Source organism: Thiosulfatimonas sediminis (assembly GCF_011398355.1).
Classification (GTDB): Bacteria; Pseudomonadota; Gammaproteobacteria; order Thiomicrospirales; family Thiomicrospiraceae; genus Thiomicrorhabdus; species Thiomicrorhabdus sediminis_A.
The window spans coordinates 738,560-760,003 of record NZ_AP021889.1; the positions used below are offsets into that span (position 1 = coordinate 738,560).

Annotated in this window: 21 protein-coding genes; 19 read left to right on the forward strand and 2 right to left on the reverse strand. The window is 47.2% G+C overall.

The genetic code is table 11. The features are described 5' to 3' along the window. Positions 1-7 precede the first annotated feature (7 nt). From mlaE to HRR27_RS03485, 19 genes are all read left to right on the forward strand, one after another. Positions 8-802 (forward strand): lipid asymmetry maintenance ABC transporter permease subunit MlaE, encoded by a 795-nt coding sequence (gene mlaE / locus HRR27_RS03395; RefSeq protein ID WP_173270901.1) that lies wholly within the window; start codon positions 8-10, stop codon positions 800-802. A 38-nt stretch (positions 803-840) separates the two neighbouring features. Beyond that, entirely contained in the window at positions 841-1,311 is a 471-nt protein-coding gene (gene mlaD / locus HRR27_RS03400; RefSeq protein WP_173270903.1) for an outer membrane lipid asymmetry maintenance protein MlaD, read from the forward strand. Then, positions 1,311-1,958, forward strand: a complete 648-nt coding sequence (locus tag HRR27_RS03405) for an MlaC/ttg2D family ABC transporter substrate-binding protein (protein WP_173270906.1) — start codon at positions 1,311-1,313, stop codon at positions 1,956-1,958. The genes mlaD and HRR27_RS03405 overlap by 1 nt, the downstream gene beginning before the upstream one ends. A gap of 14 nt (positions 1,959-1,972) precedes the next feature. Beyond that, positions 1,973-2,266 carry an STAS domain-containing protein gene (locus HRR27_RS03410; protein WP_173270908.1) on the forward strand — a complete coding sequence of 98 codons (294 nt, stop codon included), beginning with the start codon at positions 1,973-1,975 and terminating at the stop codon, positions 2,264-2,266. Positions 2,267-2,319: 53 nt separating this feature from the next. Beyond that, on the forward strand, positions 2,320-3,267 hold the full coding sequence (locus HRR27_RS03415) for an ABC transporter ATP-binding protein (RefSeq protein ID WP_173270910.1): 948 nt from the start codon (positions 2,320-2,322) through the stop codon (positions 3,265-3,267). Beyond that, the gene (locus tag HRR27_RS03420) at positions 3,261-4,025 is read left to right on the forward strand and encodes an ABC transporter permease (protein WP_173270912.1); all 765 of its coding nucleotides are present in this window, start codon (positions 3,261-3,263) and stop codon (positions 4,023-4,025) included. The genes HRR27_RS03415 and HRR27_RS03420 overlap by 7 nt, the downstream gene beginning before the upstream one ends. 16 nt (positions 4,026-4,041) lie before the next feature. After that, complete coding sequence (locus HRR27_RS03425; RefSeq protein ID WP_173270915.1) at positions 4,042-4,260, forward strand: BolA family protein; 219 nt, start codon at positions 4,042-4,044, stop codon at positions 4,258-4,260. A gap of 47 nt (positions 4,261-4,307) precedes the next feature. After that, the gene (murA, locus tag HRR27_RS03430) at positions 4,308-5,567 is read left to right on the forward strand and encodes a UDP-N-acetylglucosamine 1-carboxyvinyltransferase (protein WP_173270917.1); all 1,260 of its coding nucleotides are present in this window, start codon (positions 4,308-4,310) and stop codon (positions 5,565-5,567) included. Positions 5,568-5,630: 63 nt separating this feature from the next. Beyond that, the gene (gene hisG, locus HRR27_RS03435) at positions 5,631-6,263 is read left to right on the forward strand and encodes an ATP phosphoribosyltransferase (protein WP_173270919.1); all 633 of its coding nucleotides are present in this window, start codon (positions 5,631-5,633) and stop codon (positions 6,261-6,263) included. Position 6,264: 1 nt separating this feature from the next. Continuing rightward, a complete protein-coding gene (gene hisD, locus HRR27_RS03440; RefSeq protein WP_173270921.1) occupies positions 6,265-7,566 on the forward strand; it encodes a histidinol dehydrogenase in 1,302 nt (433 codons plus the stop codon). 77 nt (positions 7,567-7,643) lie between these two features. Then, complete coding sequence (locus tag HRR27_RS03445; protein ID WP_173270924.1) at positions 7,644-8,381, forward strand: Nif3-like dinuclear metal center hexameric protein; 738 nt, start codon at positions 7,644-7,646, stop codon at positions 8,379-8,381. A gap of 286 nt (positions 8,382-8,667) precedes the next feature. Beyond that, positions 8,668-9,285 (forward strand): ubiquinol-cytochrome c reductase iron-sulfur subunit, encoded by a 618-nt coding sequence (petA, locus tag HRR27_RS03450; RefSeq protein WP_173270926.1) that lies wholly within the window; start codon positions 8,668-8,670, stop codon positions 9,283-9,285. After that, complete coding sequence (locus HRR27_RS03455; protein ID WP_173270928.1) at positions 9,285-10,529, forward strand: cytochrome b; 1,245 nt, start codon at positions 9,285-9,287, stop codon at positions 10,527-10,529. Before petA ends, HRR27_RS03455 begins: the two co-directional genes overlap by 1 nt. Beyond that, the gene (locus HRR27_RS03460; protein WP_173270931.1) at positions 10,530-11,189 is read left to right on the forward strand and encodes a cytochrome c1; all 660 of its coding nucleotides are present in this window, start codon (positions 10,530-10,532) and stop codon (positions 11,187-11,189) included. Between the two features lie 156 nt (positions 11,190-11,345). Continuing rightward, on the forward strand, positions 11,346-12,893 hold the full coding sequence (locus tag HRR27_RS03465; protein ID WP_243830876.1) for an FMN-binding glutamate synthase family protein: 1,548 nt from the start codon (positions 11,346-11,348) through the stop codon (positions 12,891-12,893). Between the two features lie 10 nt (positions 12,894-12,903). Then, positions 12,904-14,268 (forward strand): DNA repair protein RadA, encoded by a 1,365-nt coding sequence (radA, locus tag HRR27_RS03470; protein ID WP_173270933.1) that lies wholly within the window; start codon positions 12,904-12,906, stop codon positions 14,266-14,268. A gap of 115 nt (positions 14,269-14,383) precedes the next feature. Next, positions 14,384-15,625, forward strand: coding sequence for an OmpP1/FadL family transporter (locus HRR27_RS03475; protein WP_173270935.1), 1,242 nt, complete (start codon positions 14,384-14,386; stop codon positions 15,623-15,625). 9 nt (positions 15,626-15,634) lie between these two features. Further along, positions 15,635-17,677 (forward strand): hypothetical protein, encoded by a 2,043-nt coding sequence (locus HRR27_RS03480; RefSeq protein WP_173270937.1) that lies wholly within the window; start codon positions 15,635-15,637, stop codon positions 17,675-17,677. A 217-nt stretch (positions 17,678-17,894) separates the two neighbouring features. Further along, positions 17,895-19,211, forward strand: coding sequence for an OmpP1/FadL family transporter (locus HRR27_RS03485; protein ID WP_173270939.1), 1,317 nt, complete (start codon positions 17,895-17,897; stop codon positions 19,209-19,211). Positions 19,212-19,266: 55 nt separating this feature from the next. Here the strand turns inward: HRR27_RS03485 and HRR27_RS03490 are convergent, their stop codons facing one another. Continuing rightward, positions 19,267-20,073 carry an inositol monophosphatase family protein gene (locus HRR27_RS03490; RefSeq protein ID WP_173270941.1) on the reverse strand — a complete coding sequence of 269 codons (807 nt, stop codon included), beginning with the start codon at positions 20,071-20,073 and terminating at the stop codon, positions 19,267-19,269. Next, the gene (locus tag HRR27_RS03495; RefSeq protein WP_173270944.1) at positions 20,066-21,367 is read right to left on the reverse strand and encodes an HlyC/CorC family transporter; all 1,302 of its coding nucleotides are present in this window, start codon (positions 21,365-21,367) and stop codon (positions 20,066-20,068) included. Before HRR27_RS03495 ends, HRR27_RS03490 begins: the two co-directional genes overlap by 8 nt. Positions 21,368-21,444 lie beyond the last annotated feature (77 nt).

Here is a 21,444-nt window from a genome sequence, read left to right on the forward strand (position 1 = left end):
GACGTGCATGGCTGAACAATTTTCTATCCAGCAGTTTCTCGGTTCGATTGGCGCTAAATTTTTAAAACTTTTGGCGGTACTTGGGCAGGGGACACTGTTTACTTTGTCGCTGTTTCCGGCAATGCCTGCGGCCTTGTTGCGTTTCGACTTGTGGGTTAAGCAGCTGTATATTGCTGGGGTGCTTTCGCTGCCGATTATTCTCACTGCGGGTCTGTTTGTCGGCATGGTGTTGAGTTTGCAGGGCTATAACGTCTTGGTGGATTATAATTCCGAAGAGGCGGTCGGTTCGATGACGGCTCTGTCGCTGTTGCGAGAATTAGGGCCAGTGGTTGCTGCGCTACTGTTTGCTGGGCGCGCCGGTTCTGCGTTAACGGCCGAGATTGGCCTAATGCGCTCTACAGAACAGATTTCCGCGTTGGAAATGATGGCGATTGATCCGTTGAAATACATTTATGCACCGCGGTTTTTAGCCGCGGTTTTGGCTTTGCCGATGTTGGCGCTGTTATTTACCGCAATGGGGATTATTGGCGGCTATATGGTCGGGGTCAGTTGGTTGGGCGTTGATGAGGGCGCTTTTTGGTCGCAGATGAACAGTTCGGTCGATTGGCAGGACGATGTGATGAATGGTGTGATTAAGTCGGTTGCCTTTGCCATTTTGATTGCCATTATTGCGCTCTATCAAGGGGTGAGTGCAATCCCAACTTCGGAAGGGGTGAGTCGAGCAACCACGCGCACGGTTGTACATGCTTCGTTGGGCGTGCTTGGCTTGGACTTTATTCTTACCGCGATTATGTTTGACTAGGTTTGGGCGCTGTTGCCTGAATGGACTTTGGAGTCAGGATGAAACAAAAAACTACGATGGAAATTTGGGTTGGCGCTTTGTTGGTGCTAACTTTTGCCGCACTGCTGATGATCGCTTTGCAGGTCAGTAATTTTACGGCACTTAAAGATAAACCCAGTTATCAAGTCACTGCGTTGTTTAGCAATATTGGTGGCTTAAAAGTTCGTGCGCCCGTGAAGTTAAGCGGCGTGGTGATTGGTCGAATCACTAATATCACCATTGACCCAAAAAGTTTTAAAGCACGGGTTTGGATGGAGATTGACCAAGAATATAATGAGTTGTCTCGCGATTCTTCGGCAGCGATTTTGACCTCTGGACTCTTGGGTGATCAGTATGTCGGCATCAGCCCTGGGGGCGATATTGATTATTTAACGAATGGCTCGGAGATTGAATACACCCAGTCCGCGCTGGTTTTAGAAGAGTTAATTGGACAATTTTTAGTGAAATTTAGCGAAGGCGGAGATAAATAATGATGACTTCGAAAATGCGTGTACACCCTCGTTGGTTACAGATAGTGTTGGTTATCGGCTTGGCTTTTAATGCGTTGACGGCACAAGCGGTCACGCAGAGTGATCCGGGTAAAATGGTGCAAGAATTGTCCGATATGTTGATTAGCAAAATTGCGGCACAACGTGCAGCGTTGCAAGCCAATCCGGAACAAGTTTTGCCGTTTGCCAAAGAGAATGTCTTACCTTATGTTGCCCAAGATAAGATGGCGCGTTTTGCGATGGGCGTTCACTGGCGAACGGCGACCGAGGCGCAGCGTGTCGATTTTACCGATGCGTTTATTAACAATTTGATTCGCAGCTATTCATCGAACTTTTTAAAATTTGAAGTTCTGTCGGCAACGGTGGATCAGGTCACTGAGCCAAAGCCTGGACGTGCTGAAATTGCCTCGACCGTTAAAATGAGCGATGGACAGACGCTACAGTTGGTCTACCGTGCTTTTCAAGATAAAGACAGTGGGAAATGGTTGCTGTACGACTTTACTTTTAACAATATTTCGACCTTGGTGAGTTTTCGCAATGTGTATGGCAGCATGATTGACCGTCAGGGCGTCGATGCGGTGATTCAAGAGTTGCGCAGTCGCGACAATAGCACACGCGCAGCCAATTAAGCGAGGCGGTGATTGTGGCATCTGAAGTTCCTTCCTTGAATTGGCAGCCGGAGACCGGCTGCTTAACCTTGCCGGTTAATTTAACCATTCTTAATTTGGATGCCTGGATAAAACAGCATAAGGTGTTGCAATTACCGGTTGTCGCGGTTGATTTTTCTGAAAATCAAAAAATGGATTCTTCTATCCTTGCGATGATAGTGCATTGGGCGCTCCAATCCACCACGCTTATCCAGCTGCATAACTGCCCGTCGCAAGCCAGTACTTTAATCGACTTATATGACCTGCAAGAGTTGGTCAGGTTGGATTAATTCGGCATTTCTTATCTAATCGTTTTGTTTCGCACTATTTTAGGTTCGTTTCTATGTCTGCAGTAGAGTTTTGTAATGTTAAAAAACAGTATGCTGATTTGCACGCGCTTAAAGGCGTGAGCTTCAGCGTTGAAGAAGGGGCTTTTTTTGGTCTTTTAGGTCCGAATGGCGCAGGCAAATCAACGCTGATTAATGCGATGTCCGGTTTGGTGGTGCCCACGTCGGGTTCAATCAATGTGATGGGTAAAGATGTCATTAGCGATTACCGCGTGACGCGCCGTGCGCTTGGTTTAGTTCCTCAAGAGTTGATTGCGGATCCATTTTTTAATATCCGCGAATTGCTGCGTTTACAGTCTGGCTATTTTGGTTTGAAGGGTGCGGTGCAAAACGCCTGGGTTGATGAGTTATTGGAGCGCTTGGCCTTAACCGAAAAAGCGAATGCTTTAACCCATCAATTGTCCGGCGGCATGAAGCGGCGTGCGTTGATTGCGATGGCCTTAGTGCATAAGCCGCAGGTTTTGGTGTTGGACGAACCCACCGCAGGGGTGGATGTGGACTTGCGGCGAACGCTGTGGGAGTTTACCCGTGAATTGCACGATAAAGGTCATACGATTATTTTGACCACGCATTATTTAGAAGAGGCCGAGGCCTTGTGCGATAAAGTGGCGATTATGCAAAAAGGGCAGATTAAAGCTTTGGATAAAACCTCGGCGCTTTTGTCGAAACACGCATACCGTTATTTAAAGGTCAGTGTGCCGCGTGCCTATTTGCAAGCCGATTTACCATTGCCGCCTGCCTTGCGGGGGATGTTGGTTGAAGAAGAGTCGAGCGCCTTGGTGTTTAAAATCGAGAAAGAGGTCTTGTTAAGCGAGATTCTTGGGCAGCTGCATCAAGCGCAAGTACCGATAGAAGACATTAGTAGTCGTGATGCGACTTTGGAAGAGGTGTTTATTGACTTGACGGCGGATAAAGGCGAATTGAAAGGAGAGGGCAAATGCTAAATTGGGCTGGCACTTGGGCGCTTTTCTTAAAAGAAGTACGTCGTTTTAATTCGGTGGCGGTGCAAACCATTTTTGCCCCTGTGGTCGCCACTTTGTTGTATTTATTGGTATTTGGCCAAGTGATTGATACGCAAACCGATGTGTTTAGCGGTGTGTCTTACAGCCAATTTTTGATTCCTGGTTTGGTGATGATGGCGATTTTGCAAAATGCCTTCTCAAACAGTTCGTCGAGTTTGATTCAATCCAAAATGCACGGCAATTTGACGTTTGTGCTGCTTAGCCCGATTTCGCCACTGGAATTTTACATTGCTTTTACAGCGGCTTCTATTGTGCGCGGTTTGGCGGTTGGTTTAGGGATTCTGCTGGTAGGCGCGATTGCGTTTGATTTGACTTGGCAAGCGCCGCACTGGATTGTTATTTTTGCCATTCTGAGCGCAGCGATGATGGGCGGTTTGGGTATGTTGGCCGGCATTGTCTCAGACAAGTATGACCATCTGGCGGCTTTCCAAAACTTTATCATTATGCCTTTGACCTTCTTAAGTGGCGTTTTTTACTCGATTCATGCCTTGCCCGAAATCTGGCAGCAAATATCGCACTTTAATCCGTTTTTTTATATGGTGGACGGTTTTCGCTACGGTTTTTTTGAAAAAGCGGATGTCAGTATTTATTTAAGTTTAGCGGTGACATTGTTGTTCCTTGTGGTGGTTTCTGCGATAAATCTGATTTTATTAAACAAAGGCGTTAAAATACGCGAATAATTTTTTTGGAGTAGCTATGTCGCCTGAAACCATTCGTCAGCGGATTCAAGCTGTTTTACCGGATAGTACGGTTGAAACCATCGGTGCTGATTGCAATTTTACCGTGATTGTGACCAGTGCAGAATTTGAAGGTAAGCCGCAGATTAAACGTCATCGTATCGTCAATGACATTTTTAAAGCGGACATCGAAAGTGGCGCACTGCACGCCTTGTCGATTAAAACGCTAACCCCTTAGTCCGACTACTAGCGAGGCTGCGCCACGACGCGCGAAAATAAAGAACAATGGATAAACTTGTCATAAAAGGCCAGGGAGAACTCTCTGGCAGTGTTGAAATTTCGGGCTCGAAAAATGCCGCTTTGCCCATTTTAATGGGCTGCCTTTTGGCGGAAACGCCGGTTAAATTAGCGAATGTACCGCATCTAATGGACGTTACCACGACCTTGCATCTGTTGGGTGCAATGGGTGTGGACATTTTATTTGATGAAAATCGTTGCATCGAAATTGATGCATCAAATATCAAACACCGTGAAGCCCCTTACGAGCTGGTGAAAACCATGCGTGCTTCGATTTTGGTGTTGGGGCCATTGCTAGCGCGTTTTGGCGAAGCGAAGGTGTCTCTGCCTGGGGGCTGTGCGATTGGCTCAAGACCGGTCAATATTCACCTCGACGGCATGGAGAAAATGGGCGCGAAAATCGAGGTTGAAGACGGTTATGTTGTCGCTAAAGTCGATGGGCGTTTGCAAGGGGCTGAAATTGATATGCCGATGGTGACGGTTACCGGCACCGAAAACTTGTTAATGGCAGCGGTTTTGGCGGAAGGGATTACCATTTTACGCAATGCCGCACGCGAACCGGAAGTGACTGATTTAGCGCAATTTCTGGTGAAGATGGGCGCCAAAATTACCGGTATCGGAACCGATACTTTGGTGATTGAGGGCGTTAAGAAACTTAATGGCGTCGAATACAGTGTCATTCCAGATCGGATTGAGGCCGGTACTTATTTGGCGGCTGCCGTGTTAACGCACAGTAAGTTGACGGTGACTAAAGTGGTACCGCAGCATTTAACGGACGTGATTAAAAAGTTTAAAGAGGCTGGGGCAGAAGTAAGTTGTACTGCCGATACGATTACCTTGGATATGCGCGATCGTAAATTGGTGCCGGTAAATATTGAAACCGCCCCTTATCCGGATTTCCCTACCGATATGCAGGCACAGTTTTTGGTGATGAATGCGCTTGCTGAAGGTGAGTCCACTGTGCAGGAAACAATTTTTGAAAATCGCTTTATGCACGTTTCTGAATTGATGCGCATGGGGGCGAAGATTACCGTAGAGGGTAATACGGCCAAGGTTCAAGGGATAAGCAAATTAAAAGGCGCCTGCGTAATGGCAACTGACTTGCGTGCGTCGGCGTGTTTGGTGTTGGCCGGTTTAGTGGCCGAAGGCGAGACGGTGATTGATCGTGTGTATCATATTGATCGCGGTTATGAACTGATTGAAGAAAAATTCCATAAAATCGGAGCGCATATTTATCGTCGAACTTAGATTAGAGTTTGGCGAAAAAGGCCGATTTGATTCTCAATTTTAACGATTTATTGACCAGTAGTTATGAATGAACAATTAACGATAGCGCTATCAAAAGGGCGTATTTACCAAGACACTTTGCCACTATTAGAAGCGGCAAACATTATTCCGCAAGAAGATCCAAGCAAAAGCCGTAAGCTGATTATTCCAACCAATCATGCGAATGTACGTCTGTTGATTGTCCGTGCGACCGATGCGCCGACCTATGTCGCGCATGGTGCCGCCGATATCGGTGTGGCCGGTAAAGATGTATTGATGGAGGCTCCGTCGGACAATATCTACGAGCTATTGGATTTGCAAATTGCCAAATGTAAGTTGATGGTTGCGGGATCAGAAGTTGAAAAGCCGCATGGTCATCGTCTGAAAATTGCCACCAAATACATTAAATCAGCCCAAGCTTATTACGCACAGAAAGGCGAGCAGGTCGATTTAATTAAACTGTATGGTTCGATGGAAATCGCTCCTTTAATCGATTTGGCCGACCGTATTGTCGATTTGGTCGATACCGGCAATACCTTACGCGCTAACGGCCTTGTGCCGATGGAGCATATTGCCGAAATCAGTTCGCGTTTGATTGTGAATCAGCATGCTTACAAAACTAAATTCAACCAGATTAATGAAATCGTTCAACAATTTAAATCAGTCATCGAGAAGTAAAATGTTAAATATTCGACGTTTATCTGCCAATGAAGCAGGATTTAGAGAAGAGTTAGATCAATTATTGGCATGGGAAACCGTATCTAATCGTTCGGTCAACGATATTGTTAACGAAGTCTGCGCCCGTGTTCGCAGTGAAGGCGATGCCGCTCTGTTGGAATATACCGCTAAATTTGACCGTATGCAGTTAGCAAGCGGTGCTGAGTTGGAGATTTCTAAAGAGCGTCTTCAAGCGGCTTTGCAAAATATTCCAGCTGCACAGCGTGAAGCGTTGGAAGTGTCAGCGCAGCGTGTACGTGACTATCATGAGCGTCAAGTACAAAGCTCTTGGACTTATGAAGAAGCTGACGGCACCATGTTAGGCCAGCAGGTAACGCCGTTGGATTCGGTTGGACTCTATGTTCCGGGCGGAAAAGCGGCTTATCCATCATCGGTGATTATGAATGCGATTCCTGCGAAAGTGGCGGGTGTCGAAAAATTGATTATGGTTGTGCCAACGCCGGACGGCGAAGTGAACGAGATGGTGTTGGCGGCGGCGGCGATTTGTGATGTTGATGCGGTGTTTACTCTTGGCGGAGCTCAGGCAATCGCGGCATTGGCTTACGGCACCGAAACCGTGCCGGCGGTGGATAAGATTGTTGGCCCTGGAAATATTTTCGTCGCCACAGCGAAGCGTTTAGTGTTTGGTACGGTGGGTATCGACATGATTGCTGGTCCTTCTGAAATTTTGGTGTATTGCGATGGTAAAACCGATCCAGATTGGATTGCGGTGGATCTGTTCTCACAAGCTGAGCACGATGAAGATGCCCAGTCGATTTTGGTCACTCAAGATGCCGAGTTTGCTGATAAGGTACACGCCAGCATGACCAAATTGATTGAGACAATGCCGCGTAAAGCGATCATTGAAACGGCTTTGCGTGACCGTGGAGCAATTATCGTGGTCGATAACGAAGCGCAAGCGATTGAAATGATTAATTTGATTGCGCCAGAGCATTTAGAACTGTCGGTTGATGATCCAAAGGCGCTATTGCCGAAAATCCGCCATGCGGGTGCGATTTTTATGGGTCGTTATACTGCTGAAGCGTTGGGTGATTATTGCGCCGGACCAAACCACGTCTTGCCAACATCACGTACAGCGCGTTTTTCATCGCCGTTAGGTGTGTACGATTTCCAAAAACGCTCTAGCTTGATTATGTGTTCTGCTGAAGGCGCTAATTACTTAGGTAAAATTGCCGGTGAATTGGCGGATGGCGAAGGCTTGCAAGCGCACGCTGCTTCGGCTCGTTATCGTGTAACCGACTAAGCGGTATTTGTTAAGTTGATGTGTGAAAACCACTTGCTCGGATCGGGCTGGTGGTTTTTTACTATGGGGGAGATGAGATGCAACGTCATATTTTGGAAAAATACATTGACGAGCTGTTGCAAGTTGAACTTTACAAAGACTATGCACCGAATGGTTTGCAGGTTGAAGGCAAGAGCAAAATTCGCAAGATTGTCACTGGCGTGACAGCCAGTCAGGCATTGATTGATGCAGCCATAGACCTCGGCGCAGACGCTATTTTAGTACATCATGGCTATTTCTGGAAAAGCGAACCACAGCAGATTATTGGTTTTAAACAGCGCCGTATTAAAAGCTTATTACTGAATGACATCAATCTGTTCGCTTATCATTTACCCTTGGACGGTCATGCTGAATTGGGTAATAATGCGCAGTTGGCTAAGCTGTGGGGATTGAAGGTCACAGAACAGGACGGCTTGTTGTTTAGTGCCGACCTAGATACACCTATTGCGGTCGAAGCGTTTTACGATCGAGTGGATGAAACCTTGCAACGTAAACCGTTGTGGTTGCAAGGAGGCCCTGGGATTCTAAAAAAAATCTGTTGGTGTTCGGGCGGTGCACAAGGCTATATTGACCAAGCGATTGCGAAGCGAGCGGATCTCTTTATCAGTGGTGAAGTGTCGGAACAGACCACGCATTTAGCCGCTGAGTGTGGCATTCACTATTTTGCGGCAGGGCATCATGCGACTGAGCGCTTGGGAATCAAGGCCTTAGGTGAGCATTTGGCGGAAAAGTTTGCGCTGGATGTTACCTTTATTGATATTGAAAATCCGGTTTGATCAGATATGATCAGATGAGTAATGCAAAAACCTTATATTTATCAATTTTATCTTTTGGTATAGAAAGAATTTATTAATAGTCCTATAAGCAGATACTGATTTAAGTTTGTGAATGGCTTATGTAGAATAAGTCCGATTTGCTTGTAGACAAGGAACTGATTGGGAGCGCCTTTCCTTTTTATCGGATTTAACGCGTCAAGCGTGTTGAATATAAGAAGGCGGCTTTCATGCAGGAAGCTGGATAATAATGCGCTTATCCGTCAGTTCTCAAACTAGGAAGACAGCTATGTCGATAGAACAAAATAATGACTCTAGTGTAGACCTAAAGCGCCGTCGGATTCTGACCGGTGTGACAGGGGTTGTCGGAGCGGCAGGGGCGACGTTCTTGGCGGTTCCGTTTGTTAGCTCATGGCAACCTAGCGAAAAAGCTAAGGCGGCAGGTGCGCCAGTCAATGCCGATATTAGTAAACTGCAATCTGGGCAAATGCTGACCGTTGAGTGGCGTGGTAAGCCAGTATGGATTGTACGCCGTACTCCGGAGATGCTTGCTGGTTTACCGGCTTTAGATGGCGATTTACGTGATCCGGCATCCAATGAATCTGACCAGCCAGCGTATTGTCAAAATGCGACTCGTGCGGTGAAAGAGGAATACCTTGTCGTCGTCGGTGTCTGTACCCATCTTGGCTGTGCGCCTTTGTATCGTCCAGCGATTGGTTCGCCGGATGTGTCTGCCGATTGGCAGGGCGGTTTTTTCTGTCCATGCCACGGTTCGCGTTTTGACTTGGCGGGTCGCGTATTTAAATCAGTGCCTGCGCCAACCAATTTGGAAATCCCACCTTATCACTTTATCAACGACAGTATTGTGCGTATTGGTGAAGGCCCAACTGCAGGAGGGGCGGCATAATGGCTGATAATCCACATAAGAAATTTGAAGCGAAGAACGGCACCGTTCTGGGCTGGTTCGATCGTCGCTATCCTTTGGTTAGCACGTGGAATGAACATGTTGGTGAGTATTACGCACCAAAAAACTTTAACTTCTGGTATTTCTTCGGCTCTTTGGCGTTGCTGGTATTGGTCAATCAATTTGTGACCGGTATCTGGCTGACCATGAGCTATAAGCCAAGTGCAGCAGAAGCATTTAATTCCATTGAATACATTATGCGTGATGTGGAGTGGGGTTGGCTGATTCGCTATATGCACTCGACAGGCGCTTCTGCGTTCTTTATCGTGATTTATCTGCATATGATGCGCGGCTTGCTGTATGGCTCTTATAAAGAACCGCGCGAGTTGGTTTGGTTAATCGGGATGTTGATTTTCTTGGTCTTGATGGCCGAGGCTTTCATGGGTTACCTACTGCCTTGGGGACAGATGTCTTATTGGGGTGCGCAGGTGATTATTTCCCTGTTTGGTGCGATTCCTTTAGTCGGCCCCGATTTGGCGCTTTGGGTTCGTGGTGATTACATTATTTCCGACGCGACCTTGAACCGCTTTTTTGCGTTGCATGTTATCGCCCTGCCTTTGGTGTTGTTGATTTTGGTGTTTATGCACATTGTTGCCTTGCATCAGGTTGGTTCGAACAACCCTGATGGTGTGGAGATTAAGAAAGTCAAAAACGAGTATGGTCTGCCAAAAGATGGTATTCCGTTCCATCCGTACTATTCGGTTAAGGACTCGATGGGCGCGGTGTTCTTTATGGTGTTGTTTGCGCTGGTGGTGTTCTATATGCCAGAGGGCGGCGGTTACTTTATTGAGCCACCTAACTTTGAACCGGCAAATCCATTGAAAACGCCAGAGCACATAGCCCCAGTTTGGTACTTCACACCTTTCTATGCGATTTTACGTGCTGTACCGGATAAGTTCTTTGGTGTATTGGCAATGGGGGCTGCGATTATGTTCTTGTTCGCCATGCCTTGGTTGGATCGTTGTAAAGTGAAGTCGATTCGCTACCGTGGAATGTCATTCAAACTGTTATTGGCAATGCTTGTGGTTTCGTTCATCATTCTTGGTTGGTTGGGGACGCAACCCGCGACCGCTACCCTGACAATAATGGCGCAAATCTTTACCGCGACCTACTTCCTATTCTTTTTAATTTTGCCGTATACCACGGCCAGAGAGAAGACCAAACCGGTACCAGAGAGGGTGAAATAGATGAAAAAGTTATTCTTAGTAATCAGTTTCTTTGCCGCCTCGTTGAGTGTTAGCGCGTTTGCTGCTGGTGGCCCTGCCATCGAACTAGAGAAAGCGCAAAATAACTTGCGTGACCAAGACTCTTTGCAACGTGGTGCGGTTCTGTTTTCCAATTATTGTATGGCGTGCCACTCGGTAAAATATATGCGTTACAACCGCATTGCACGTGATATTGGTTGGACGGACGAAGAAGTTATTGCGCAAATGACGTTTGGCCAGAATAAGTCTGTTGATGAAGTTCATACCCGTATGTTGGATGGTGTTGCCATGGACGTATTGGGTAGCTCACCGCCAGATTTATCGCTGATGGCACGTTTGAAAGGGCCGGATTATATCTATACTTTCTTGCGCGCTTATCATCAAGATGAGCAGGGTAACTGGGACAATACAGTATTAAAAGGGACTTCAATGCCGAATGTACTTGAAGGGATGCAGCGTCATGCCGCACCGGACGAGTACGCGCAAGCGGCACGTGATATTACCAATTTCTTGGAATATGTCGGAGAGCCTGCCAAATTGGAGCGTTACGATTTAGGTTGGAAAGTCATCGCTTTTTTACTGCTTCTGCTGTTATTGACGTATTTGTTGAAACGCGAATATTGGCGTGATATTAAGCATTAAGTTAGGGGGATTTTTTGTAACTCTTTAGGGAGTTAAAGAGTCGTTCCCATCAATTCGTTCTGCATATAAGCCCGTAATGATAGTTTCATTACGGGCTTTTTTTGTGGGCGGATTCATGGCATTCTTGGCAATGGTTTGTTTACTGGAGGGCGCTAAATGCACAGTCTTATGGAAACCGCGCAATGGGTGTTGCACTGGATGTCATTGTTGTTTGTTTTTTCGGTCGGTTGTGCGCTGCTGTTGTTGGTTGTGTTTTATCTGCAAGACCGTTTTCAGACCGAGCACGCGATTCGACGCAATTACCCTGTTATTGGTCGTTTTCGTTATTTGTTTGAATACCTTGGCAAGTTTTTGCGCCAATATCTGTTTGCTGCTGATCAAGACGAGCGTCCGTTTAATCGAGCGCAGCGCTCTTGGGTGTATCGTGCTGCCAAAGGACTCTCTACAGTACAAAGTTTTGGCTCGACACGCGACAATACCCATCCGGGAAAAATTCTGTTTGTGAATTGTGCTTTCCCAATGTTGGAAAAAGATGCCGTTAGTTCGCCGCCAATGATCATTGGCGAGGGCTGTAAAACCCCTTATCGAGCGCAATCGCTGTTTAATATTTCGGGTATGAGTTATGGCGCTCTCTCTAAACCGGCGGTCGATGCGTTGGGGCAAGGAGCGAAGCTCGCCGGTTGCTGGCTTAATACCGGTGAAGGCGGTGTGTCCTCCTACCATTTGGCCAGTGGGTGCGACATCATTGCGCAGATTGGTACGGCGAAATATGGGTTTCGCGATAAGAATGGCAATTTGAGTAATGAAAAGCTTCGCGAAATGGCCGCCCACGAGCAGATCAAAATGTTTGAGCTGAAGTTAAGCCAAGGTGCCAAGCCTGGTAAAGGAGGGATTTTACCCGCTGCCAAAGTTACGCGAGAAATTGCTGAGATTCGTGGTATTCGGCAGGGTGAAATTTCGATTAGTCCAAACCGCCATCCGGATATTGCCAATAACCAAGAGCTGTTGCAGATGTTGCAACATTTGCGTGAGGTGACCGGCAAACCGGTCGGCTTTAAGTTTGTAATGGGGTCAAAGAGCTGGATTGAATCTTTCTGTGCCGATTTATTGGTTTATGGCGACGCAGGGACACCAGACTTTATCACTTTAGATGGTGCCGAGGGGGGGACTGGTTCGGCGCCGGTTGCTTTGATGGACGATGTCGGTTTATCAATTAACGAGGCCTTACCGATGCTGATTGATGTATTAGACCGGTATCAATTACGTCCGCGTATTAAAGTGATTGCATCGGGTAAACTGATAAACCCGACCACGGTCGCATGGGCGATTGCCGTTGGGGCGGATTTTATTAATTCGGCGCGCGGCTTTATGTTCTCTTTGGGGTGTATTCAGGCGATGCAGTGTCATCAAGATACCTGTCCAACCGGCATCACAACCCATAATCAACGGTTACAACGCGGCTTGGTGCCGACAAAAAAAGCGCATCGTGTGGCGAATTATCATAAGGCACTGATTGCAGAGGTGGAGTCGATTGCGCACTCTTGCGGAGTGGCCGAGCCGCGACAATTAAGTCGTGAGCACGTACGTAAAGTGATGTCACGCGGCAGTTCGAAAAGTTTTGCCGAGCTTTATCCAAAGGTGATGGCGCAAGAGCCGAGTATGGCCCATGGAAACGCTATAATGACCCCTCATAAAAAACCTTAGGGAACGACCAATGGCAAAAAGCAAAATCGCGTTTGTGTGTACCGATTGCGGTGCCGAATACTCGCAATGGGCCGGACAGTGTCAAGCCTGCAAATCGTGGAATACACTCAAAGAAATCGCGTTAAGCAGTGCTAAAAAAACCGCTAAAAGTTCAAGCAGTAGTTATTCTGGCGGCTTTGATGCCCAAGTCCGTTCGATTAAGGATGTTGACTTATCCGAGGTGCCGCGAGTTCATTCTGGCATGAGCGAGCTTGATCGAGTACTTGGTGGCGGCATTGTTCCAGGGTCTGTGGTGTTGATTGGCGGGGATCCTGGGGTTGGCAAATCATCGATTTTGCTGCAAGTGATGTGTTATTTAAGTACGCAGATGAATGTGCTGTATGTTACAGGCGAAGAGTCTTTGCAACAGGTGGCAGGACGTGCAAAGCGCATGGAGTTACCTGATGAGCAGTTGCGTTTATTAACGCAAACTGACGTCGAAGAAATTGCGATTGCAGCACAGAAAGAGTTGCCAAAGGTGATGGTGGTTGATTCGATTCAGACGATGCAGTTGGCTGACGTTGGTAGTGCCGCCGGAGGTGTTTCGCAAGTGCGTGAAAGCGCGGCTTTTTTAACCCGTTTTGCCAAGCAAAATAATATCGCTATTTTTTTAGTCGGCCATGTCACCAAGTCTGGCGAAGTCGCCGGGCCACGGGTTTTAGAACATATTGTTGACAGTGTGCTGTTTTTAGAAGGCCAGTCAGACAGTCGCTTTCGTACCTTACGCGCCATGAAGAATCGCTTTGGAGCGGTGAACGAATTAGGTGTGTTTGCGATGACAGAAAAAGGGATGCGCCAGATAAAAAATCCATCGGCAATTTTCTTAAGTCGTGGCGAAGAAGCTTCACCAGGTTCTGTGGTGATGGTGATTTGGGAAGGTTCGCGGCCGCTGTTGGTTGAAATTCAGGCTTTGGTGGATGAATCTCCCTATGGCGCACCTAAGCGTGTGACGGTTGGATTGGAGCAAAATCGCTTAGCGATGTTGCTGGCCGTTTTGCATCGTCACGGCGGGATTCAAGCCGGCGATCAAGATGTCTACGTGAATGTGGTCGGAGGGGTTAAGGTGTTTGAGACCAGTGCCGACCTCGCTTTGCTGAGTGCGATTTTGTCGAGTATGCGTAACCGCGCAATTGATCACGGCGTGATTGTTTTTGGTGAAGTTGGGCTTGCGGGTGAAATTCGCCCTGTGCCCAGTGGTCAAGAACGCCTTTTTGAAGCGGCAAAGCATGGGTTTACTCGCGCAATAGTGCCTTATGGAAATGTGCCTAAAGGCGGTATTCCGGGGATGGATATCATTGGGGTGAAAACTTTGCAGCAAGCTTTAGATGCACTTTAATTTAAGGCTTTCAGTAGAAGATAAAAAATATCTATAGGCCTGCAAGTGGAATTAGCGAGTCGTTCCTTCTTGGATTGCTAGAATGAGTCGGTTTACCGCGTGGAGTAGAGAAAAAATGAGAGTATCGCACACAAAACTGTTATGGGCTGCACTGAGTTTTGCCCCCTTGTCTGTTAGCGCATCCGGTTTTGCCTTAATTGAGCAGAGCGCCAGTGGGCAAGGTGTTTCTTATGCCGGTGCCGCGGCCAGTGCTGAGGACGCCAGTATTATGTGGTTTAACCCGGCCGGTTTGACCAAGATTAAAAGCAATCAGTTGATTGCTGCGGGGCATGTCATAGTGCCATCGGCCGAATTTACCAATAACGGTTCTTATATTCTGAGCGAGGACAATCTGATTGTCGGTGATGCTGACAATGGTGCAAAAACGAGTTTTGTGCCGAACTTCTACTGGAAAGGAAAGTACCAAGATATTGATGTCGGGCTTGGTGTGAATGTGCCATTTGGTTCCAGTATCGATTATGACCAGGATTGGGTCGGGCGTTACCATGCGGTTTATACTTCCACCAAAACCATCAACATCAACCCAGCTTTTGCAGTTAAGCTGCATCCACAAGTCAGTTTCGGTGCGGGTTTAAACATTCAATATATCGACGTGAACTTAACCCAAAAAGTGGATTTGGGTGATCAGCAGAACGACGGTTATGTCGATCTGCAAGCAGATGGCGTTGGTTTCGGTTTTAACTTCGGTTTTTTGTATGATCTGGATAACGGAGCGAATATCGGCTTCAGTTATCGTTCACAAATTAAACATCATGCGACCGGTGATGCCGACTTTACCGCCATGCCTTTTGAAGACCAAGGCATTGAATCGACGGTGACGCTGCCGGCGAGTGCCTCCTTGAGTTTGGTCTATCCGTTTAATGACAAAATGAATCTTCTCGCCGATGCGACTTGGACCGGATGGTCAAGTTTCGATGAACTTCGTATCGAGTTTGATAATAAAGAAGATTCCGTGCAACCGGAAGAATGGAAAGATGTCATGCGTTATTCTGTCGGTGCGACCTATCAATATTCTCCACAATGGATTCTTCGTACAGGCGTCGCTTACGATCAAACTCCAATTCCAAATGCTGAATTGCGCACACCGCGAATCCCTGATAGCGACCGAGTTTGGCTATCGTTCGGTGCTGGTTATCAGTGGAATAAAGATCTAAGAATTGATTTCGCCTATAGCCATCTATGGGGCGGAACTGAGCAGATTGAAGCGGTCAGCGCCGATACCGGCGTGCATGTACTGCAAGGATCTTTTGATACTAAAGTCGATATCGTTAGTGCGCAATTGGTGTGGAATTATTAAGGAGCCGTTATGTTAGTTACCTCATTTTCTCGTTTTAAGAAAGGCGCTCTGGCTACCGCGTTGCTAACCGGTACGATGTTACTGGGCGGTTGCGGCGGCGGGACCGATCAAGATATTACGCTCGATACGGTTAAGGCGGAAACGGCTAATTTTGTCGTTATGAATTTTGCCTTGAGTGATATTCCATTTCCGCATGACGCTTTGTTTTCAGGAAGTAAAGACGGTACTTTAAATATTCCAGTTGATGATCCAGCTAATTACGCAGATCCTCGTGTTGCGATGAATGCGATTGACGGCTTTTCGACCTCCGCGCCGATTACCTTCAAAGTCAATGCCTTGTTGGATATGAGTGATGCTCAGTCAAATCAAATTCCAGATGTGTTGGAAGCCGGGATTAATCTTTATCAATTGACGCTAGGTCAAGCCGGGTATGAGGTATCTAAAAAACTCGTTTTGGGTGTGGATTATATTCCTGCGGTGACCGCCGCAAGCAGTTCGCAAACCAATATTGCGATTGTTCCACTTAAGCCGTTGGCCTCGAAATCAACTTATGTGGTGACCGTTGATAACGATATGCTTGATAGCGAGCAACAGCCGTTGGCAAAGAGCTTTTTCTATAAAGCTTTAAGCGGCAGTGAGTCGTTGGTCGGTACGGCTTATGCAGAGTTAGAGCCTTTACGTCAGCTGACGCGCGCGCAGTTGGCTGCGATTGGCGAGGACGATATCAATGCCTTGTGGAGTTTTACTACGCAGTCTATTGGCGAGGTGTTGCACACCCTATCAGAGCAAGTTGCTGAAGCCGCGAATACCAGTTTAATCTTGGGTAATGCTGGAGTGGATACAAGCGCCTTCCAAGGCGCTGGTTTAGCGCAAATTTATGCCGGTACTTTAAAGTTACCGTACTACGGTGCCGCACCATCACAGACAAACCCGATTGCGCCTTTGAATACTTTTTGGAAAGGGGTGGGTGATTCTTTGCTGACACAGTACAACCCCAATCCGACGGTTAATTTCACGCAAACGGTTCCTGTGCTTATGTCGGTGCCAAAGGCTGATTTGCCAGACGGTAGTAACGGTTGGCCAGTGGTTATTTTCCAACACGGAATTACGCAAAATCGCGGTAATTTACTGACCATTGCGGATCGGCTTGCTGCAGCCGGTTTTGCCGCGGTCGCGATTGATCTGCCGTTGCATGGAATTACTCCACAAAGCGCTTTAGCGGCTTTACGCATTCAAGATGTGAGTGAACGTACCTTTGATGTGAATTATGTCAGCGAAGATGAAAATGGTAATGTCACGGCGGCGGCACCAGATGCGTCTGTGGATTCCTCTGGGCGTCATTTCATTAATTTGAGCCACTTAGTGGTGACGCGTGATAACTTGAGACAGGCGGTCGCGGATTTAATGCAATTACGTTCCGCGATTGAGAATTGGAATTCAAATGGTTTATTGGATAGCACGCAAATTTCCTTTGTCGGCCATTCATTAGGTGCGATGGTCGGTGGGATATACCAAAGCATTGAGCCCGCAGATGAAGCGGTCTATGCCATGCCGGGTCTGCAAATGGCTTATCTATTATCGGGTTCGTCAAATTATGCGCCTGAAATTGCGGCAGGTTTAGCGGCAAATGGCATTCAGGTTCCTAGTGCAGAATATCAGCAATTTTTGTTAGCGGCGCAGACGGTGGTTGAAACCGCAGACCCGCTTAACTATGTAACCGAATTGACTAATCCGACGCTGTTGTTTGAAGTGGTTGGTGACGGTGGCGACAATCTACCGGATCAAACAATTCCGAACAGTGTGCCAATGGCGCCACTAGCCGGAACCAATCCTTGGATTAGGTTACAAGGGTTAAATGAGCTCACCGGATCTGGCGCTGTAGAGGGTCAATTAGGTGTGATGAAATTTACCGACGGTTATCATGGTTCGATTTTGATTCCGAGCGATGAGGATGATCAATTAGTCACTCAAACAATGCAAGAAGCGATGGCCAGTTTCTTAGCGACTGGCGGCACTTCAGTTTCAGTGTCAGATGATTCAACCATTAAATAATAATCAAACGGTCGTTTTATTATTTTCTACAAGCCCTGCAATACAGCGGGGCTTTTTTGTGCGCTACTAGAAATCATTGTACTTTTTGAGATAAGGCTTAATGCTCATCTTAAGTTCTTATTCTTTCCCTAATCTATTTAATCTTTTAATTAAGTCTTAACTGGTAAAATACGTCTCGGAAAAATTTAACAAAAACAATAAGATACGTATTATTACCATGCTAGATTCAAAGGCTTTTTTCTTTATCACTGCTTTGCTTCCTTTTACCGTACAGGCGTCCGGTTTTGCTCTGATTGAGCAAAGTGCTAGCGGACAGGGGCTGTCTTATGCTGGTGCCGCCGCGAATGCGGAAGACGCCAGTGTGATGTGGTTTAACCCGGCCGGTTTAACGCAAATTAAGGGCCGTCAGTTTGTTGGCGCTTTGCATGTCATTGCGCCGCAATTGGCATTTGCTGACAGTGGAAGTTATCGTGAATCGCCGCTGCCGGCTGCTGGAGGCTTATTGGGTGCGATTGGTCTTAGCGGCGGTGCGTTAACTGGCGCGAATGACGATGGCGCACAGCTTGGCGCCGTGCCAAATTTCTTTTGGAAAACGCATTACCGTGACGTGGATTTTGGTTTTGGGGTGAATGTGCCTTATGGTTCGCATCTGTTGTATGACGAGAATTGGGTCGGGCGTTATCATGCGGTTGAGACCGATTTGAAAACAGTCAATCTGAATCCTGCGGTCGCCAAGCAGATCACGCCTTGGCTCGCGTTTGGCGCTGGTGCGAATGTGCAGTATGTCGATCTGATTCTTAGCCAGAAAATGAACAATAATTTAACGCTAAATGGCGGCGCAGTAGATGGTGATGCTTTTGCGCAGGCTGACAGCATTGGCTTTGGTTACAACTTAGGGATTATGTTGACGCCTACCGATAGCACCACTATTGGTTTGGCGTATCGCTCGACAGTGCGTCATGCTGCACAGGGCGAGATTACTTATCGTGGTCTTACGGATATTGCCTACAGTTTGGTGAATGTCGAAAATGGTTCATATGGATTAAGCTCAACCGTGAATTTGCCTGCCACGACAATGCTCAGTGTTAAGCAAGGATTGGGTGATAAGGTTGCGCTTCTTGCTGATGCGACCTTGACCGAGTGGCGTCAGTTCAAAGAGCTAGTCATTGAGTTTGATTCGGAACAAGAAGCATTGAACTCTCGCCAAAATTTTCAAGATGCTTGGCGTTATTCGATTGGCGCGCTGTATCACAGTTCGCCGAGTTTGACTTGGCGTACCGGTTTCGCGATTGACCATACACCAGTGCCTGATGCGCAGAGCCGTAGCCCGCGGACACCGGATTCAAAACGCACCTGGTATTCGGTCGGTTTGGGTTATCAAGTCAGTAAATCGTTGAAAATGGATTTGGCGTACAGTTATTTGCGAGGCGAGCCAGCGCCGGTTAATTACACAACCGATGATGTGCATTTTTTAGTCGGTGAATATGCCGCTAAGGTAGATATTTTTAGCGGCCAGTTGGTGTGGCGTTATTGAGTTTGGTTCGCGCAATGCTGTATTGTTTTATCAATCGCTTTTGAATGGCGTTTGCTTAGATTTTAAGATAATCGGCCCATTGTTTGAACAGTTCTGGCGTCGTGGCCGCGACCGCCGAGCGTTTTTTGATTTGCGGCAGCAGCACGGCTTCGCCCTCCAGAGTGCAGCTTTTGCCGCCGGCTTCGGTCAGAATCAACAGTCCTGCTGCATAATCCCAAATATTTTGCGAGCCGTGGATGTAGATGTGGCCACGTCCTGCCGCCAGCCATGCCCAGTCCAGTGCGACCGAACCGAAACTGCGTTGTGAGGCATACGGATTATCTTGGATGATTTGGAAAGCCAGTTCAGGGGTCAGGCGTTTAAAATCGATAATCCCGCTAGTCTGTTTTAATAAGCGTTTTGGGGTTTGTGCAACCAAGCGTTGGTCATTTAATTCTGCGCCTTGACCCAAGCGTGCCGCAAACATTTCATCGCGGTCTGGGTCATAGACTAAGCCTGCCACCAGTTCTCCGTTCATCATCAGCGCCAGTGAGACGGCGTATACCGGAATGCCACTAGCAAAATTACTGGTGCCGTCCACTGGGTCGAGAATCCAGCAGCCTTGTGGGCTGCACAAAGCTTTTTTCTGCTGTTCTAAACTCATTTCCTCGCCCAGAAACGCAAACTCAGGCCAGTTGCGCGCTAGAAAACGCTGGGTTTGTTTTTGCATTTCAGTGTCAGCCTCGGTGAGCAGTGAGCCGTCGGCTTTCTGTTCAAAGCCGACTTGTTCAAAGCGCGCGAGAATTTCTGATTTGGCCAGTTGGCGAATGCCGTTTTTGAGTTGTTGCCATTGACTTGGCTGGTTGAATACAAAATTAATCATGGGTGGTGTGTCTTAATCGTTTGTTCGTGTAGAAAGTTAAGCGGACTTCTTCAATGGCATTTTTAGAGATTTTGGTGACTTCCAAAATATAGTTGTCCTCAACTCGAATACAGGTGCCGACAGGTGGAATCATTTCCATAATTTCTTGGATTAGGCCGTTAATGGTTTTTGGCCCATCTGTCGGTAAGTCTAAATCGTGGTCTTTGTTCAGTTCACGAATAAACTCTGAGGCACTAATACGCCAACTGCCATCCTCGTTGACTGCAACAGCCTCTTGAACGGGCTTGGACTTAGCATCGGTAGATAGCTTACCGACAATTTCTTCAAGTAAGTCTTCAACGGTGAGCAGGCCTTGTAAGTCTCCGTACTCATCAACAATCAGCGCCATACGGCGTTTTTTGTTGTTGAACTTACCTAATTGAGTGCTGAGTGGCGTTTGTTCCGGAATAAAGTACGCCGGACGAATGAGTTTGACGATGTCTTTTAAGGAGACGTCGCTGCGCATCAGCACCGGCAGGGCGCGGCGAAGATTAAGGATGCCAATAAGGTCTTCATCCAGTGAGCCTCGATAAATTGGCACGCGGGTGTATGGAGACTTTTGCAGATCTTTAAGAATGTCTTCAAACGGCTGGTCGATGTCGATAGCATAGATTTCTTGTTTGGGTACCATGACATCTTCAACGGTTACGGTTTCCAGTTGCAGCACCGAATTGAGCATTGAACGATAGTGCGCAGGCAGTTGGCTGGTGGCTTCGTTAATGAGCGTTTGCAATTCTTCATAAGTGAGCGCGTGGTCGTCGTCGTGATGACTGACATTGATGCGAAACAGACGTAGAAAACCGTTGGCAAAAAAGTTGACCATCCAGACTATCGGCGACAAGACTTTCAGCAGCGGCGTTAAAATATACGCAGCCGGATAAGCGATTTTTTCAGGATAGAGTGCCGCCAAGGTTTTGGGTGCGACTTCGGCAAAAACCAATACCACCATCGTGAGCAAGCCGGCGGCTAGCGCAATGCCCGCCTCGCCAATCAGTTTCATGGCGATAATGGTGGCAACTGATGAGGCGAAAATGTTGACAAAATTGTTGCCAAGCAAAATGACGCCAAGCAAGCGGTCAGGTTTTTCTAACAGCTTTTGTGCGCGAATCGCGCCCTTATGCCCGGATTTAACCTTATGCTTTAAGCGATAGCGGTTAAGCGCCATCATGCTGGTTTCGGAGCTGGAAAAAAGTGCCGATAGAATGATCAGCAGGACAAGAATCCCAAACAGGGCAGAGACATCTAGAGAGTTCAAAGGCGTTCAATACGGTTATGAATTAGAGTCTGCGATTATACGTTTTTATGGTTTGTGAAAAAAGCATAATCCCCACT